Origin of the sequence: Sphingobacterium sp. UBA6320, assembly GCF_002440335.1 — a bacterium.
GTDB lineage: Bacteria > Bacteroidota > Bacteroidia > Sphingobacteriales > Sphingobacteriaceae > Sphingobacterium.
In genome coordinates, this window is sequence record NZ_DJTA01000024.1 from 34,064 (window position 1) to 50,518 (window position 16,455).

The window sequence follows — 16,455 nt, forward strand, 5'->3', positions numbered from 1 at the left end:
AATAGAAAAGGCCTATACAAATTCGTACAGGCCTTTCTAGCGGATTACGCTTTCATATAATAATTGGTAAAAATATGATCTCATCTCCATCATGCAGCACGCCTTGTGGAATTGCAAACTGTTTTGGAAAAAAGTAAGCCCCAGATCGGTCTCATCACTGCGCCTATCACGACATCATGACCATAGGTTTAATGGTCATAACCGTCTGTTCGTGCCAGCTGGTCGCAGCTGGACAGCCCATCATTTCATTAAAATAAATATCAGAGACGACCTGTTCTTTTTCTAATCGCACCTCCAGATGAAATCTAGTATTCAGATCGTTCAGGATTCTCTGTTGATACTCTTCCCTCTCTGTTGCTGCCGGCAATGTAAGTTCATAACAATAAAGATGGTTTTTTTTCCAGACTCTTAGATCTCCACATTCCTGATCATGGACATAGTGACATCGGTCGCAATTGTATACAAAAATACGGGAGACAGGAAAAGCACCAGATAGGCCAAAAGCAAACAGATAAAATTCATAGATTGCCATATTAACTAAGGAGATTCGGAGCACATCCGCATGCTCATCGCGGACTACACAACTGTATGAATCCAAATCTTCTAATAATGGGATGAACTGCGAATAATAGCGTTCTCTAGGCTTTATCTTTAAAATACTCTTGAGCGGCTGTTCCCGATTATGGGATTGAAATTCTCTTGTCTGACGAGTCTTAAAGCGTTCTAGCAGTAATGTTTTCATTGTAATTAGTTATAATTTGGTTATCCTACCTATTAAGCATTTTATCACGAAGTTTGTCCAATACCAAATTCCCCCGAATCTTCCCATAGACACCATCCATGATTATTATTAAAAACCGACCCACCTTCATTACGTAAAAACAAGAGGTCTAAATACATAAAGCTATCGTTGACTTACCAAAGAAAAAATACTATATTTATCGTGTCAAGAATAAAATAGCAGATTTCTTTTCATCGTATCATTCAATAGAAAAGCGGGTCGGTAAAAATTATAAGGTAGGCCACCATCCATAATCAATTTCATACAGCATGAAGGCGAAAACATGCTGCAAAGGAAGACCAATAACCTATTAATTTTTAAAGATTTATCCATTTATTCTCGATAACATTTGATGTTCTTTGTCAATACTACTTGGAAAACGCAATGAACCTGAATTTGAGATTGACATTGCCAACAGTGTCTAGTTTGCATTTTCATAATTTATAATTGGTTATTGAATCTTGTTCAACTTATTTTGTTTTCATTGCTGTTATATCCATTTGAATCTTGAATATCAACAGCAATTGGTAGAAAACTTAGTAAAAACTAAGTGAAACAAATATAATTACTTAGCTAATACTAAGCAAATATTTTTTAAATTATTATGCCTAAATCACTTATAGAATTTGAAATTGTCAGCCTGGTCCGCAAAAAAAGGAAAGATTTGAATATGAGTCAAGCTAAGATTGCCGCACTCATACAGGTCTCTGCGGGTTATATTGGTCAAATAGAAATGCAAAGTTCGGACAGTATGTATTCTTATGATCAATTGAATAGACTAGCGCTATTGTTTCATTGTAGCCCTAAGGAATTTCTCCCGGAAGAACCTATTGAATCACGTATTTCGGAAACAGCACCGCCTGAGTAGGCAATCTGGATTAGATCTGAAGAAAGGCGCTAAACCAGCGTCTAATAAAAAATCTTAGGGAAATAAAAACGGCATCCAGTGGATGCCGTTTTTTAATGCTATATATATCGACCCTGTTGTCCGCATCTATATACGAGATTTTTTACCAATAAATAGAATATAAAGCGACCACAATCATCACGACCAGCAATGATCCGATTACGAAACCGTTGTGTGCTTTAAACATTTTGGTATCGATTTCCAGTCCTTTAGGAACAATTCCGCGTTTGTTGTCAATTAAACTAATGATCACCATGAAGATGACACAGATGATAAATACAAAACTCATCCGGTCAATGAATGGAATTTCATAAATACCTGTAGCTGGATTTAATACCGAGAAACCTGTACTTGATAAAAATGAAAGATCCATAAGATCGGGTAATTTTTTGAAAAGTACGGATAAAATAAATCCACCAATTGTTGCAAACATAGCTGCATTTGAAGTCGTTTTCTTCCAGAAAAAACCTAGAATAAACATGGCAAAAATGCCTGGAGAAACAAATCCTGTATATTCTTGGATATATTGGAATCCTTGTTTTCCTTCTCCCATCAATGATTCGCCCAAGATAAGTGCTAAACCTGTACCTAAGACCATGGAAACGATGACTGCTAGTTTACCCACATTGACCAAGTTCTTTTCAGAAGCATCTTTATTGATTGCTTTTTGATAGATATCTAAGGTAAAGATGGTCGCAATACTATTTGCTTTTCCTGCTAATGATGCGACTATAGCAGCGGTTAAAGCAGCAAAAGACAGACCTTTCAAGCCTGCGGGAAGTAGCGTCAGCAATGCTGGATATGCTTTATTTGGATCTTGCGCACCTGTTGAGGTCAATAAACTGGAAGAATCGATAGCTCCTAGATTTTTATTGACAATATAGTACACAGCAATACCGGGTATCACTACGATCACAGGCATCAGTAATTTTAAAAAGGCGGCAAATAAGAGGCCATTTCTTGCCGTAGGCAAAGAAGCTCCTAATGCACGCTGTGTGATATACTGATTACAGCCCCAATAACTTAAATTTGCAATCCACATCCCCCCGATCAATACACTGATACCTGGTAGATCCATATAATTAGGATTATCTGTTTTAAATATCATATGAAAATGCTCTGGAGCATCATTGTGTAGTGTCGTAAAACCTGCTAATACCCCGTTGCCATCGGATATGATGTTTAATGCCAAGTACGTAGCAACTAAACCTCCTAATACTAAGAAAAATACCTGAATAACATCTGTATAGCCAATTACTTTCATTCCTCCCAGAGTAATAATAATGGCGAAAACAGCTAATAACATAATACAGAGGGTCAAGTCTAAACCAGAAATACCGCTGATGGCAACAGCTCCAAGATAAAGGATAGACATTAAATTGACCACAATATATAGCATGAGCCAAAACACAGCCATGATCATCGCTACAGTTCCGTTATAACGCTGGTTGAGGAATTGAGGCATGGTGAATATCTTATTTTTAAGATAGACAGGCATAAAGAATATAGCCACAACAATCAATGTGATGGAAGCCATCCATTCATACGCAGCAATAGCAAGTCCCATCTTAAAACCGGAACCGCTCATCCCAATAAATTGTTCTGCAGAAATGTTTGACGCAATTAATGAAGCACCAATGGCCCACCAGGTCAATGATCCCTCTGCTAGGAAATAATCCTTTGCACCCTCTGAAGCTGACTTCTTTTTGTAGTAGATCCACAAACCATAAGAAGCAACGATTATAAAGTATACAAAAAATACAATATAATCCTTCGTACTTAAAATAGTATTCATTATGTAAGATTAATTAGATTTAGTTATGAAATTGAGGCTAAATATAGAAATATTTATTTCAGATTTTCATATTTATTGAAGTAAAATCCTGAGGCTATCGATTTTAAGTATTTAACAATTGTGTGATTTTACTGTTTCTTTATCAATTTTCTTTGTATTTTTGCCCAATAATGTCAAAAATATCCTCAAATAGAGTTATTCGCTATAGCTCTCTGGTGATGCTTTTCATCATACAACTATTGTTTTTATTAGCGATTTTCAAAGAAAACAATTCTACTATTGCACTATCGTTCTTCATCGTTCTGATTTCTTTTCTATTACTCTTTTCATTTTTTAAGTCACCTGTCCATCACAATAAATTAGCTTACGAAAAAGTTTATATTGCGGTCTGGGTACCTATTGGAGCTGTGAGCTGTTATTTTTTAAATCATCAATTTGGCTTAGGTTCTGTTTTTTCTGCAAGTTTGGTTGGACTGGCCGGTGCACTAATCCCGTACCTCAATAAAAAGTCAGACTACCTATCGCACCTGCCCCCTGCTATTTATTGCGGTTCATTTGTCGGTATGTCCAACACGAGAGTAGCACATGATATTTATTTTATATTAGCTGCTAGTATCTGTACAGCAGTTCTGTTAATCATATCAAAAAGTTTACTAAATGGAGTTGGTGGCAAGCTGGGAACACTTGCTTTTGCTGGAGTAGCCATTACCTATCTGATATTATTTCTTTTTTCAAGAGCATGATCTATACAGCCATCCTCATCTTTACAGGAATATTTGGGAGTTTACTGACCTACTATTTTAACAACAAACTCAAACTCGGAGGTGTCCTATCCTCTTCGTTACTAAGTAGCATAGTTGCTGGATTTGTTCATTTTTTTCCTTCGTATATACCCCAAGAACTGGTCAGTCATATCCCGCTTATTTTCATTGGTTCCTCGTTCGTTGGTATGGTCTCGAGCAATCAATTGTCGACCTTCATCGGTGTTTCTTTATCTGGTCTTGTCTATAGTTTGATCTATATCAATACCAGCAAATTTTTTGATGGCTTTGGGGGTGCCTTGGGTACTTCTGCCTGTATCTCGCTACTCGTCATCATGAGCATACCTTATCTACGATCCAATCATAAAATGACTCTGGGTATCTTTCAGCTACGCAGGATGATGTTTAAGGAAAAAAGAAAAAGACGCCATCCTAAGAAATTAAATGATTGATCTGGAGATCTGCATCTTCGTTTTATCATACTTAATTAACGAAGACGCTTAACGTCCTACATAAATTAATAACGGTCTGAGTACTGTTATCTTTATTTTCAACAAAAATAATATACCCAAACCGTTATTAATAAGATCACGAATGAGAAGCGATAAAAGGAGACTTACAGCCTTACCCGATTATCGTCGCCTGTGTAATCCATAAAAATATCATTATCCAAAACAACTTCTTTTACCTGACCCTTTGTTTTCAGTTTTAATACGATTGAACTTTGATTCTTTTCCCATACTTGTGGTGTAAAATGAACTTTTTCTTTTTGACCATCTGCATAATTCAGAATAACATCAAATGGTATTGCAAACCCGCCTGCATTTTCAATGGTCAACGTCATTCCCTTTTTCTTTTGATCGACCTTTGCCAACTTCAGATCGATATAATGATTACTGAAATACCAATTGTTCCAAAACCAATTTAGATTTTTTCCGGATCCCGTATTAAAAGAGTAAAAATAATCCCAAGGAGTCGGATGTTTACCATTCCAGTTGTCCATATAATGGTGCAAAGCTTTTTTGAAGAGTTCGTCCCCGAGGTAGTCTTTCAATGCCAGATAGGACAATGCTGATTTGATATAGGCATTATTACCATAACCTTTGCCACTTAACTGCGAGGATAAAGATATCAGTGGTTGATCTTGTTCCGTAGCAGGATCTTGAATCCAACCCTGCACACGAAATTCTTTAAATAACTGCTTTGCCGCCTCTTCCCCATTTTCTTCTATTCCGATCAATAACTCCAACGCTGTCGCCCAACCTTCATCCATAAATGCATATCGGGTTTCGTTAGTCCCCATATAAAATGGGAAGTAAGTGTGTGCTATTTCATGATCTACTGTTTGCCTCGCATCCATAAAATTGTCGGGCACACTGCTATCATTGACCATCATGGGATATTCCATATCGGCAAATCCCTGCACAGCAGTCATCGTTGTAAATGGGTACTCTACTCCTGGCCAATGTTTAGAAAACCAATCGATACAATATCGTTCCCAACCGACGTATTGCTCAAAATCTTTAGTACCGTTGAGATAAGCTGCCTGTACGCTGACTCTTTTGGTCTTCAATTGCACACTGGAAGCATCCCAAACATAGTGATTGCTCAAAGCAAAGCAAAAATCAGAAATATGGTCAGCCTTGAACTTCCAGCTATTCCAAGTTTGCTGTTTTGTAACCTGCTGATCTTGCATTTCTTTTAAACTCGCCACTTGAATCACTTGGTCCGTGCCCAATGATTTCTTAAAGCGCTGCAAGATGTCTTGCTGCAAAACTTCTTCAGGATTTAAAAAACTTCCAGTGGCCCAGACTACAAAATTTTTAGGTACGCGGATTTCAACTTGATAATCGTTGAAATCATGATAAAATTCTTGACGTCCATTATGTTCCAACATATCCCAACCATTGTAATCATCATATACGGCAATACGCGGATATGCGTACGCACAATAATATGTTCCTGGATCTATCTGTCCCTCACGATCACTGGATAATGATAAAGGATACTCCCATTCCATGTCCACAGTTACAGTCGATCTAGCACCAATAGCCTGTTTTAATTTAACCCGATTAGCAGTTGTCCACTCCTTGCTGTCTATACCATACACCTGACCATTTAATTTGAATGACTTTAGCTTCAGTCCCGAAGTAAGGAAATCGGTATTGACGTCAGATGCTCTCGCGGCAGTGGGTTTATGCACATTATTAGCAAAGTGGATCACGAGATCATGTAGGGCATCGGGACTATTATTCTCATAAACAATATGTTGTTGACCCGACACTATTTTTGTTTTTGGATCAACGGTTATTTGGATCGTATATTGCCCTCTATTTTGCCAATAATTTGCACCAGGTGCTCCTGTTAAACTCCTTGTTTCCTTTTGATATGCCTGCTTGATATGACGTGGCGTGTAAAGCTCCTGCCCATGTGCTAAAAGACTACAAGTGAAAACGTATACTAAACTGAAGAGAATCTTTATTTTCATGTCATGATTTTTTTGTTAAAGATAGGGAGTTAGATAACGCCGTACAACTCAGGTCGCCTGCCTGTATGAAAAATGAGGGGCAAGAAATATCATAAGTGTTTCTTTTAACTATATTTGTACACAATCTCTGCACATAATATCCGATAAAATTTATAAAAAACAGGAAAAATAAACTTGATAAATGAAAAAACAGCTCCTTAAATTAGACATATTTGACATCGTAACAGCCTATTTAGCGCTTTTTTTCATCACTTTTATTAGTCCTACCCAAGCTCAAGTTACACTTGTATCGGATTCGTCACGTGTTGAATCCCAATCCAACTATGTACAGCATAAGATTGACTCTAACTCCACCTATCAATACGATATTTCGGATTTATTTCGTAATATTTTTCATCCCAAGAAGGAGCGAAATCCATATAAAAAACGTTCAGGAATTACCCTTATGCCAGGGATCGCACTAAATCCCACTATTGGAGCACAAATTGGTATCAAAGGCGTCGCAGGCATTGTATTGGGGGATAAAGCAAACACCATGATGTCAACTGCAGCATCGACAGCGTCTATTACCACAAAAGGGATCATGGTCTTTTATGTCAGTCACAATATCTACACAAAAGAGAATAAATGGAATATCCAAGGAGGATGGGCGATTGTTAAAATGGTCAATCCAGATGCAGGCTTAGGGATGACAAAAACATTTTCGGGGCAAAGTGACGATGATATCCTGACCAATCCGGACAAGAACTTGTTTGTATACAAGTACACTTCCTTTAGCATCAATGAAAAGTTATATAAACGCGTTTCTGATAATCTTTTTCTAGGTGCCGGATTTGCATTTGATATCCGCAAAAATATCACAGCATCGACTGAAAATAACGACAACCCTAATTATGTCTATAGCCAGCGTTATGGATTTAATGCAGAAAAATACAATTCAAATGGTCTCCTATTCAATGTGCAATACATGACCCGTGATAACCCAAATCGTGCTTACAAAGGGATATATTCGGATATCGGAATACGGATGAACCAAGAATGGATGGGTAGTAGTAAAAACGCGATACAGCTTACGACCGATTTTAGAAAATATTTTAGCCTCTCGGAGGAAAATCCAGAGCATGTCCTTGCTTTTTGGAACTATGGATCGTACCGTATATCGGGACGACTCCCCTACTTGGACCTGCCGGGAACTGCAAAAGATAATTCGTTGAGATCAGGGAGGGGCTATACCCTCGGTTTTTTCAAAGGACTGTCTTACTTCTATAATGAAGCTGAATATCGTTTCCCGATCCTTCGAAACAAATTTATCAGTGGTGCCACATTTTTCAATATTCAGTCTACCAACAATGATATGGACAGCAAACTGTTTAAATCATGGCGGGCTGCAGGTGGTGCGGGATTACGCATTTTATTTAATAAAGCGACCCGCACGAATCTATGTATTGATTATGCTATAGGAGGATATCATCAAAGAGGTGTGTTCTTGGGACTCAATGAAACTTTTTAAAAAAGTCTTAATAAAAGTTTTTCACTATTTTAGAGCAAATATTTTGAGACCCGATACCCTATGCCTGTGATTAAATCTGCTTTATGCTATTTATTATTTATTCCGACGTGCCTCTACGCCCAAGATGCAAAAAAAGACACGATCGCTTCTTATCAATTAGAAACGGCGAAGGTTTCTGGGTATTTGACAGAACAAGCCCTACTGACCACGCCAAGCTCGGTATCGATCGTTGGGCAAAAAGCAATCCTTGGTCAAAATAGTGCGACCTTAATGCCTGGCTTAAATACGGTACCGGGTCTACGTATGGAGGAACGATCGCCCGGTAGCTATCGTCTGGCACTCCGCGGAAGTCTGATCCGTTCGCCTTTTGGTATCCGGAATGTAAAAATATACAGCGATGAGTTTCCTATAACTGATGCTGGAGGAAATACCTACCTGAATCTGATTGATCCTGCTTCCATAGCACAGATCGAAGTGCTCAAAGGACCTGATGGTTCTATTTTTGGACCAAATTCGGGAGGGGTGATGATCATAAAACCTAATGGATTTCAAAAAGAGGGCGCATCTAAAACATCACTTAATATGGCGGGTGGATCTTTTGGATTTGCACAACAGCAATTTTCTACGCTCCAACATATCAATAAAAAATATCGCTTTGCAGTAGATCAAAGCTTTACACGATCTGATGGTTATAGAGAGCATACAGCATTAAATAAAAAAACATTTCAGACAGCGCATTACTGGGATTATAGTGCACAGACAAGTTTAAAAGTATTGGCGTTTTACAGTGATTTAAACTATCAGACACCGGGAGGACTCACGCTGGAACAATATCAAGAAAATCCTCGTGCTGCAAGACCTGCCACGGCAAGTGTCCCATCTGCAAAACAACAAAAAGCAGCAATCGATAATAAAACCTGGTACGGAGGAGTATCTCATAAAATTAAAATCAGTGATAGACTGAGCAATACAACTACAATTTTTGGTTCTTCATCCAAGGTTGAAAATCCATTTATCACCAATTACGAATTTAGGGACGAGCGCAATCTAGGTTACCGAAGTTATTTTTCTTACGAATCGCAAGATCAATGGAACTGGCAATTGCAAGTCGGTACGGAAGGTCAAAAGGGTTGGTACGATATCGCTAACTATAATAACAAAGGTGGTATTCCGACCGATCTTCAGGCTGAGGATAAATTGGAGAACTGGCAAAACTTCTATTACGCGAGAGCTAAAATGATTATCGCCAACAAATGGACAGTAGAAGGTGCTATTGGATTAAATCAAAATCAGATCGCTTATAGACAATTGCACCCGACGGCTTCAGCACAAAAGGAACACCTTTCTTTGGGTACAACTTGGATGCCCAAGATGGCAACATCTTATTTGCTGAAGCCAAATCTAGCTATACGCGGTTCGATATCCTCTGGATTTTCAGCACCAACCATTGCTGAAATCCGGTCTTCAGACAATCTCATCAATACAACATTAAAACCGGAGTCTGGTTATAACCAAGAAATTGGATTAAGATGGGAAGGAATGAATCGCCGCCTGATCGCTGATATTTCGTATTATCAGTACAAAATGAATAATGCCATCATTCGTCAATTGAATGAGAATGCTGTCGAATATTATCAGAATGCGGGTAAGATCAAACAAAAAGGAGTGGAAAGTTCGATCACAGCTTATCTCATGACACCGTCTACAGCACATGATATCGTACAATCACTGTACATCAATTCGAATGTTACCTATAATAATTATCGATTTGCCACCTATCAAGTAGGAAAAGACCGTTACGACAACAACAAGCTTACGGCTGTGCCCGACTGGATTGTTGTACATACGCTGCAGCTGGATCTTGCTCATCAGATCGGTCTTAATCTGCAACATAATTATACCTCAAAAATGCCATTAAATGATGCTAATACGGCTTATGCTGAATCTTTTCATCTGATTCAAGCAAAAATGCAGTGGGGCTTTAAATTTTTAACAGACCTACAGGCTAACCTTTATCTTGGTGTTGACAATTTGTTGAATGAAAAATATAGTTTAGGTAATGATATCAATGCTTTTGGGGGTCGATATTATAACGCAGCTCCTACTCGAAACTTTTTTGCAGGACTAAAATTGAGTTATTAAATGAAAGAGAACTACGCTATTCAAAAACTTGCTGATGGTACTCCTATTCCTTATGAGCTATTGTTGCTCGCGGACGAAACCAAAGAAGCTATTAACAAGTATATTTTTGATTGTACCATCTTTACCTTAATCAATGAAAAGTCTAATGATCTAGTTGGGGTGATGGCGATCTTACAACTGGATCAAGATACTGTTGAACTTAAAAATATGGCAATCGCAGCCCATGAGCAGTCCCAAGGTTTTGGAAGTGATATGCTCTCTTTCTTAAAATCTTACGCACGAGATCAACAATGTCAACAGATATGGGTGGGTACTGCAGATATCGGATATCTACAGCATCGTTTCTACATGCGCAATGGATTTGAAATGGATCATATCCGCAAGAATTTCTTTTTGGACCATTATGATGTTCCTATTATTGAGCATGGCATACAAATGAAACACATGCTTGTTTTTTCATATCGTTTAAAAACGTAAACAAATTAAAAAACAACATATCATAATATAGTCATTTATATATATCTTTAAAAATACTAGCTTTATATAAAAGCGTATCTAAAACCATGAGCAATTTCAATTATCCATTAAGCTTTCTATTTAAGATTTCTACTTTTCATAATGATTTTACGATCAAGGATAGTGAGGATCGTACGCTATTTTACGTTCGTCAAAAACTATTCAAATTAAAAGAGGAAATCATGATTTTTTCCGATGAAAGTCGGTCAGAACAACAATACAGTATAAAGGCAGACCGTTGGCTAGATTTCAATGCCAACTATACGTTTACGGATCATAAAACGACTGAAATCATTGGAAAGGTAGGGCGTAAAGGCATGCGGTCCATTTGGAAAGCAAATTATAATGCATTTGACCGAGATGGTGTAGAAGATTACAAGATCCAAGAAGATAATGGATGGGTAAAAGTTGGTGATAGCTTTTTAGGAGAGATCCCGATCCTTAATATCCTCACGGGATATCTTTTCAACCCTTCTTATACCATGTATGATAAAGAGGGAAACAAGGTCTTACAACTCCAGAAAAAACCTTCTTTTTTCGGTCGTAAATTCACATTGGACAAGCTCGCAGAAGTCGATCCCAAAGATGAAACTAGATTAATTCTTTGTTTTATGATGATGATCTTACTCGAACGTGAACGGGGATAATATAGAAAAGGAGCATATTGGTTTGCTCCTTTTTTCTTTATAAATTTTTTATTAAACGGTTCAATTGATATAATTTGACAAGTCTGTCAATAAAAAACAGAATCAATAAGGCATAAATGATTTGGGAAACCAATAGTGCATTTTCCTGTTGTGGCAAATTAATGTTAAAATCTCTCCAAGATCTGCTTAGTAAATAATTCAATACTAAGCCCAATAGCATACCGGCCATAAAAAAGTACATTCCTTTTTTTCTATCTTGCAAAACGGCAATAGACTTTTTCTCATCCTGCTCGATAGTCAGCATAACCCGACTTTCAAAATCTGAAAAAGGCATTTTAATTTTGCTGCTCTGCATCAACGATTTCATTAGTTCATCTTTATTCTCCATGCTACACATTTGCTTTATTCATTAATTTCTTCAATATGCCATACATGCGTTTACGACCGCGGTGCAAGATCACACGTGTATTGGCATCAGTCCATCCGGTTATGAGGGAAACCTCTTTAATGCTTTCTTCTTCCAGATAAAATAGGCGTAATGCTAAACTTTCATTGGCAGGTAGTAAGCAAAGTGCTTCATTAATAAGTTGACTTCGCTCCTCTTCTTCCAGTAACGTAAGTTCATGCTCATCGATCACCTCCTGATTATAATCAGGCTGAAAATCTAATACTTCAATTTTGATCTTGCGCAATCGCATAAAGGCTGTATTGACGACGATTCGGTACAACCAGCTGCTAAATTTAGACTGCTGGTGAAACGTATCCAATTTATGGTAACATTTGACAAAAGCATCCTGAGCGACTTCTTCGGCAAGCGATTCGTTCTTCACAATACTCATTGCAACAGAAAAGACCATATCCTGATACTTCTGTAAAAAATACCGAAAGGAATGCCGATCTCCCGCTAACACTTTATCAATATACTGTTGATCCATCAATCCCTGTCTTGCTTGGGTTTATCTACATAGCTTGCAACAACCATCGCAATACCACCACAAAGTACAATAATCGAAACTTTTAAAACTGCAGTAACGGGCTGCACCTGATACTGCGTCATTAGACCAACAATCAACAGTCCTACTCCGATTCCTACAGCTAAAATACCTAAACGTAGCCATTGTGAGATCTGCACCTTCTTTTTATAAAACTGAGATAAATCAAGCCCCGCTTCTATCAATGCCATACGCTCTTTGTTGCGAGCTTGAAAATAGTAATAAAGCGTAAAAAAAATTGTGCTAAATAAGGATACAACCATAATAGCAATCACTGTTTCTTCATTCATAATTTATATTTTTCTGATTAGATGCATGCAGATTATCAAATGTTACAGCTCAGTGCTAAAAATTGAAAAAAATATTCTTCTCTACTCTTTTCTAGTTACTTTAAGATTATCATTCTACCCTGCAGAAGTGATATCAACACTTACAAAACAAAGGTAACTATACGATAAACAAACATTAATGAATAAATTGGTTTTAAATGACGAATTAAAATGGTAAATAAAACAAATTTATCTAAGTTTGAATAGCATGTATACAAAAGACGTTTCGCCACAGGGTTCAGATGATTTTCACCAGTTTCGGTTTTCAGATATTCATTTTGACAATGAACATCGATACAGCTTTTATTCCTGGATGTCGAACTTATCCGATAACCAAGCTCCTATCCAAATTTTTTCACTTAAGAAAAATGAAGGTCATTTTTTGATTCTTTCTTTAGGCACTAGATACGATGTCATTGTGGTCTATGACAGCCCCGTGCTTACCTTATTTTGTAATTGTTCTGACCGCGAAGAATTCTGTATCCATCAAAAACTGATTTTAAATGAAATCTATAAGAATGATCACGTCAATTTATTTTTTTCTAAATATGCATATCACGATCATCTGAAAAAAATAGCAGTCAAATACGGGCTTGAGGATGAACAGGGACTGGAAGACTATTTTGAAATCCAATGGGTGGACAGAGCTGTAAAAATTCACAAAAAACAAGATAATTTGCTGGATCTATCTGCGGATATCTTCAACACCGCAACAGGTACTGATATAAAACGTAACGACAAAGAAGTCGAACAACAGACCAATATCTTGGTCTTAAAGGAGCATAAATACTATAAACATCCACAGGTCTTGCTCTATCGTGCTACACGTGCTAAAAATGGATCTCTAAAAAATCCATTACAACTGATTTCTTGTGAGGAAATGATCTGGACAAGTAAAGATATCACGGAAGGACAATTCTTTACGGCACTTCATTTTTTAGGACAGAATACCGTAGAAGAAGGGAATCAACAGATAACAGCATTTAAAAAGTTGATTAAAAATCCACTGGGGCTGGAGATTTATCAGCATGATAAATCTCTAGCCCAAAGTATTTCGGCAAATAGTCTAACACAGATCACATTAAGAGAACTTCCAAAAACAATTCGTATCGATATCGATCAAATTGGTAATTTTTTCACCATCCGGAGTACGGTCCAAATTGCGGGGCAAGATCATTCTTTACAGCAACTTCCTTTAGTATTTGACTATTTCACCCAAGTCCAGCAGCATTTTTATTTTATTGAAAATCGACAGATCCTGACCCTTTTCAAATTGTTTCATACTACAGCTGATCACCTTAAAGTACATCAGTCCAAATTTGAGGATTTTAAGAGGGATTTCTTAATGATCATGGAAGAAGTGGTAGATGTCAATTACCTACACATCCCAAAGGCAAGTAGTAAACAAATTAAAGAACAGCAATTCTATAGCGATACCGAAGCAATTATCTATCTTGAAGAATCTGGTGATTACATCAATCTGATTCCAACGATGCGGTACGCTGATGTAGAGGTGCCGGTACGGAGTAGACGGTCCATTTTTGGATTTGATAAAAAAGGAAAGAAATTTTTAGTGAAACGGGATCTCGAAGCCGAACTCCAGATTGTCAGTTTAATCATCAAACAGCACCCCTATTTTGAGGAGCAGCTGGATGAAGATTTTCAGCACTTCTATCTGCATCGTAAACATTTCCTTGAATTGGACTGGTTTCTAAATGTCTTTGAGGAGTGGCGTAAGCACCACATCTCTATCATCGGATTTAACGAAATAAAAGCAAATACATACAATTCCTTTAAGGGTAAAATAGCTATTCATGTGCTCAGTGGGCAGAATTGGTTTAATGTCCATGTCGATATGCAATTTGGAAAAAGTAAAGGGTCTCTTAAAAACCTTCAAAAAGCCATTCGTAACAAATCAAAATTCATCACCCTAGATGATGGTACGCAAGGTATGCTGCCCGAGGAATGGCTTCATAAATTTGAGCAGTTTTTTTTAGCTGGTGAAATAATCGATGACAGCCTCTTACAGATCGCAGAAACTAATTATTCGGCTATCGATCAATATTTTGAAGAAGAGTGGTTATCCCAAAAAGCAAAAGAACGACTTGAGGAAATCAAAAATAAAATCAAAAATATCGATCAGGTCAAGCCAGTAGTACTATCCAAAGATTTTATAGGCAGCCTACGAAGTTACCAACATGATGGACTGAACTGGTTGAATTTTTTAGATGAGTTTAATTTTGGAGGTTGCCTAGCAGATGATATGGGACTCGGGAAAACGATCCAGATCATTGCCTTTATTTTAAACCAGCGTATCAAAGTTAAATACAATTGCAATCTGCTGGTACTGCCAACGACACTTATTTTCAACTGGAAAAATGAATTGGAGAAATTTGCACCATCGATTAAAACACTTGTACTTCAAGGTGCAGATCGGCAAAAAAACACCCAAGGATTTGAGCAATATGAACTGATATTAATTTCTTATCATAACCTGTTGACCGATATCAATCATTTAAAAAAACAGGCTTTCAACTATATCTTTTTAGACGAGTCGCAACAGATAAAAAACCCCAATTCGCAACGATACCAAGCGGTCACCAAACTCACTGCGCGCAATCGTATCGTCATCACTGGAACACCAATCGAAAACAGCACCATGGATCTTTTTGCTCAGCTATCCTTTGCTAATCCCGGATTATTAGGTTCAAAAAAATATTTTAAAGATGTGTACACGACGCCTATCGATGGATTTAGTAATAAAAAAAGACTGGAGGAACTGCAACGCAAAGTAAAACCTTTTATTCTTAGACGCACGAAAACTGAGGTCGCCAAAGAGTTGCCCGCAAAAAATGAAATCGTACTTTACTGCGAGATGAAACCTGCGCAAAGGCATATCTATGATACGTATGAAAAAGAATTTCGAGAATTTATCTCTGTAAAAGATGGAGATGAAATCCGTAAAAGTCCGATGCATGTGTTAAAAGGACTGACTAAACTGCGACAGATCTGTAACTCAACAAAATTGCTAAAAACAGAAGATCTAAGTGTGGAGCAAGATGCATGTAAAATTGAAATGCTGGTGGAACAGGTGCTGGATAAAAGTCCTTATCAAAAAATTATCATCTTTTCACAGTTCGTGAGTATGTTAAATCTAATCGAAACAGCATTATCCAAACACGATATCACGGCACTAAAATTGACAGGACAAACAAGAGATAGGCAATATATTGTATCGCAATTTCAGGAAAATGATGCCCAAAGGGTTATCTTGATCAGTTTAAAAGCTGGTGGAACAGGTCTAAATCTAACGGCTGCGAGTTTAGTTTATCTGGTAGATCCGTGGTGGAATCCAGCCGTTGAAGCGCAAGCTATCGACCGTGCTTTCCGGATCGGTCAAGCCAAAGATGTGACCGCTATACGTTTGATCTGCCCAGATACTGTAGAGGACAAAATCATGAAACTGCAGGCAAATAAAACAGCCATAGCGGATAATATCATTTCCAGCAAATACAATCCAATCGCGGATTTTATGAATAAAGAGCGTTTACTTGCCCTATTTGAATAGACAGGAAATTTAGAAAGAA

At 37.5% G+C, this 16,455-nt stretch carries 14 protein-coding genes; 8 read left to right on the forward strand and 6 right to left on the reverse strand.

The features are described 5' to 3' along the window. Nucleotides 1-166 precede the first annotated feature (166 nt). Complete coding sequence (locus tag B3P23_RS15925) at nucleotides 167-742, reverse strand: hypothetical protein (RefSeq protein WP_293927953.1); 576 nt, start codon at nucleotides 740-742, stop codon at nucleotides 167-169. A gap of 643 nt (nucleotides 743-1,385) precedes the next feature. Between B3P23_RS15925 and B3P23_RS15930 the strand changes: the two genes are divergently transcribed. After that, the gene (locus tag B3P23_RS15930) at nucleotides 1,386-1,649 is read left to right on the forward strand and encodes a helix-turn-helix domain-containing protein (RefSeq protein ID WP_293927956.1); all 264 of its coding nucleotides are present in this window, start codon (nucleotides 1,386-1,388) and stop codon (nucleotides 1,647-1,649) included. Between the two features lie 142 nt (nucleotides 1,650-1,791). On the opposite strand, the gene B3P23_RS15935 is transcribed toward B3P23_RS15930, so the two are convergent. Next, on the reverse strand, nucleotides 1,792-3,483 hold the full coding sequence (locus tag B3P23_RS15935) for a sodium/sugar symporter (protein WP_045752476.1): 1,692 nt from the start codon (nucleotides 3,481-3,483) through the stop codon (nucleotides 1,792-1,794). A gap of 170 nt (nucleotides 3,484-3,653) precedes the next feature. Between B3P23_RS15935 and B3P23_RS15940 the strand changes: the two genes are divergently transcribed. Together B3P23_RS15940 and B3P23_RS15945 are read left to right on the forward strand one after the other, a co-directional pair. Continuing rightward, the gene (locus B3P23_RS15940; RefSeq protein WP_045752477.1) at nucleotides 3,654-4,226 is read left to right on the forward strand and encodes a hypothetical protein; all 573 of its coding nucleotides are present in this window, start codon (nucleotides 3,654-3,656) and stop codon (nucleotides 4,224-4,226) included. Next, a complete protein-coding gene (locus tag B3P23_RS15945) occupies nucleotides 4,223-4,696 on the forward strand; it encodes a hypothetical protein (protein ID WP_045752478.1) in 474 nt (157 codons plus the stop codon). The genes B3P23_RS15940 and B3P23_RS15945 overlap by 4 nt, the downstream gene beginning before the upstream one ends. A gap of 164 nt (nucleotides 4,697-4,860) precedes the next feature. On the opposite strand, the gene B3P23_RS15950 is transcribed toward B3P23_RS15945, so the two are convergent. Then, the gene (locus B3P23_RS15950) at nucleotides 4,861-6,732 is read right to left on the reverse strand and encodes a M1 family metallopeptidase (RefSeq protein ID WP_293927961.1); all 1,872 of its coding nucleotides are present in this window, start codon (nucleotides 6,730-6,732) and stop codon (nucleotides 4,861-4,863) included. A gap of 181 nt (nucleotides 6,733-6,913) precedes the next feature. On the opposite strand from B3P23_RS15950, the gene B3P23_RS15955 reads away from it, so the two are divergent. The 4 genes from B3P23_RS15955 (at nucleotide 6,914) to B3P23_RS15970 (ending at nucleotide 11,547) form a co-directional block, all read left to right on the forward strand. Beyond that, nucleotides 6,914-8,242 (forward strand): BamA/TamA family outer membrane protein, encoded by a 1,329-nt coding sequence (locus tag B3P23_RS15955; protein WP_293927964.1) that lies wholly within the window; start codon nucleotides 6,914-6,916, stop codon nucleotides 8,240-8,242. 60 nt (nucleotides 8,243-8,302) lie between these two features. Continuing rightward, nucleotides 8,303-10,384, forward strand: a complete 2,082-nt coding sequence (locus B3P23_RS15960; protein WP_293927967.1) for a TonB-dependent receptor — start codon at nucleotides 8,303-8,305, stop codon at nucleotides 10,382-10,384. Next, the gene (locus B3P23_RS15965) at nucleotides 10,385-10,861 is read left to right on the forward strand and encodes a GNAT family N-acetyltransferase (RefSeq protein WP_293927970.1); all 477 of its coding nucleotides are present in this window, start codon (nucleotides 10,385-10,387) and stop codon (nucleotides 10,859-10,861) included. A gap of 86 nt (nucleotides 10,862-10,947) precedes the next feature. Continuing rightward, nucleotides 10,948-11,547, forward strand: a complete 600-nt coding sequence (locus B3P23_RS15970) for a hypothetical protein (RefSeq protein WP_045755861.1) — start codon at nucleotides 10,948-10,950, stop codon at nucleotides 11,545-11,547. 37 nt (nucleotides 11,548-11,584) lie between these two features. Here B3P23_RS15970 and B3P23_RS15975 read toward each other — a convergent pair whose 3' ends face one another. From B3P23_RS15975 to B3P23_RS15985, 3 genes are read right to left on the reverse strand one after another with little or no spacing between them, the layout of a single operon-like run. After that, complete coding sequence (locus B3P23_RS15975; protein WP_293927973.1) at nucleotides 11,585-11,935, reverse strand: hypothetical protein; 351 nt, start codon at nucleotides 11,933-11,935, stop codon at nucleotides 11,585-11,587. Nucleotide 11,936: 1 nt separating this feature from the next. After that, nucleotides 11,937-12,482: an RNA polymerase sigma factor gene (locus B3P23_RS15980; protein WP_045755859.1), complete on the reverse strand. Its 546-nt coding sequence runs from the start codon at nucleotides 12,480-12,482 to the stop codon at nucleotides 11,937-11,939. Then, the gene (locus tag B3P23_RS15985; protein ID WP_248754439.1) at nucleotides 12,482-12,829 is read right to left on the reverse strand and encodes a DUF6249 domain-containing protein; all 348 of its coding nucleotides are present in this window, start codon (nucleotides 12,827-12,829) and stop codon (nucleotides 12,482-12,484) included. The genes B3P23_RS15980 and B3P23_RS15985 overlap by 1 nt, the downstream gene beginning before the upstream one ends. 247 nt (nucleotides 12,830-13,076) lie before the next feature. Here B3P23_RS15985 and B3P23_RS15990 point away from each other — a divergent pair, with 247 nt between their 5' ends. Beyond that, nucleotides 13,077-16,436: a DEAD/DEAH box helicase gene (locus tag B3P23_RS15990; RefSeq protein ID WP_293927980.1), complete on the forward strand. Its 3,360-nt coding sequence runs from the start codon at nucleotides 13,077-13,079 to the stop codon at nucleotides 16,434-16,436. The last annotated feature ends 19 nt before the right edge of the window (nucleotides 16,437-16,455 follow it).

Bases quoted from the DNA above. Each gene is read 5' to 3' on its own strand.
- B3P23_RS15925 (WP_293927953.1), bottom strand. From the start codon at position 742: ATGAAAACATTACTGCTAGAACGCTTTAAGACTCGTCAGACAAGAGAA.
- B3P23_RS15930 (WP_293927956.1), top strand. From the start codon at position 1,386: ATGCCTAAATCACTTATAGAATTTGAAATTGTCAGCCTGGTCCGCAAA.
- B3P23_RS15935 (WP_045752476.1), bottom strand. From the start codon at position 3,483: ATGAATACTATTTTAAGTACGAAGGATTATATTGTATTTTTTGTATAC.
- B3P23_RS15940 (WP_045752477.1), top strand. From the start codon at position 3,654: ATGTCAAAAATATCCTCAAATAGAGTTATTCGCTATAGCTCTCTGGTG.
- B3P23_RS15945 (WP_045752478.1), top strand. From the start codon at position 4,223: ATGATCTATACAGCCATCCTCATCTTTACAGGAATATTTGGGAGTTTA.
- B3P23_RS15950 (WP_293927961.1), bottom strand. From the start codon at position 6,732: ATGAAAATAAAGATTCTCTTCAGTTTAGTATACGTTTTCACTTGTAGT.
- B3P23_RS15955 (WP_293927964.1), top strand. From the start codon at position 6,914: ATGAAAAAACAGCTCCTTAAATTAGACATATTTGACATCGTAACAGCC.
- B3P23_RS15960 (WP_293927967.1), top strand. From the start codon at position 8,303: ATGCCTGTGATTAAATCTGCTTTATGCTATTTATTATTTATTCCGACG.
- B3P23_RS15965 (WP_293927970.1), top strand. From the start codon at position 10,385: ATGAAAGAGAACTACGCTATTCAAAAACTTGCTGATGGTACTCCTATT.
- B3P23_RS15970 (WP_045755861.1), top strand. From the start codon at position 10,948: ATGAGCAATTTCAATTATCCATTAAGCTTTCTATTTAAGATTTCTACT.
- B3P23_RS15975 (WP_293927973.1), bottom strand. From the start codon at position 11,935: ATGGAGAATAAAGATGAACTAATGAAATCGTTGATGCAGAGCAGCAAA.
- B3P23_RS15980 (WP_045755859.1), bottom strand. From the start codon at position 12,482: ATGGATCAACAGTATATTGATAAAGTGTTAGCGGGAGATCGGCATTCC.
- B3P23_RS15985 (WP_248754439.1), bottom strand. From the start codon at position 12,829: ATGAATGAAGAAACAGTGATTGCTATTATGGTTGTATCCTTATTTAGC.
- B3P23_RS15990 (WP_293927980.1), top strand. From the start codon at position 13,077: ATGTATACAAAAGACGTTTCGCCACAGGGTTCAGATGATTTTCACCAG.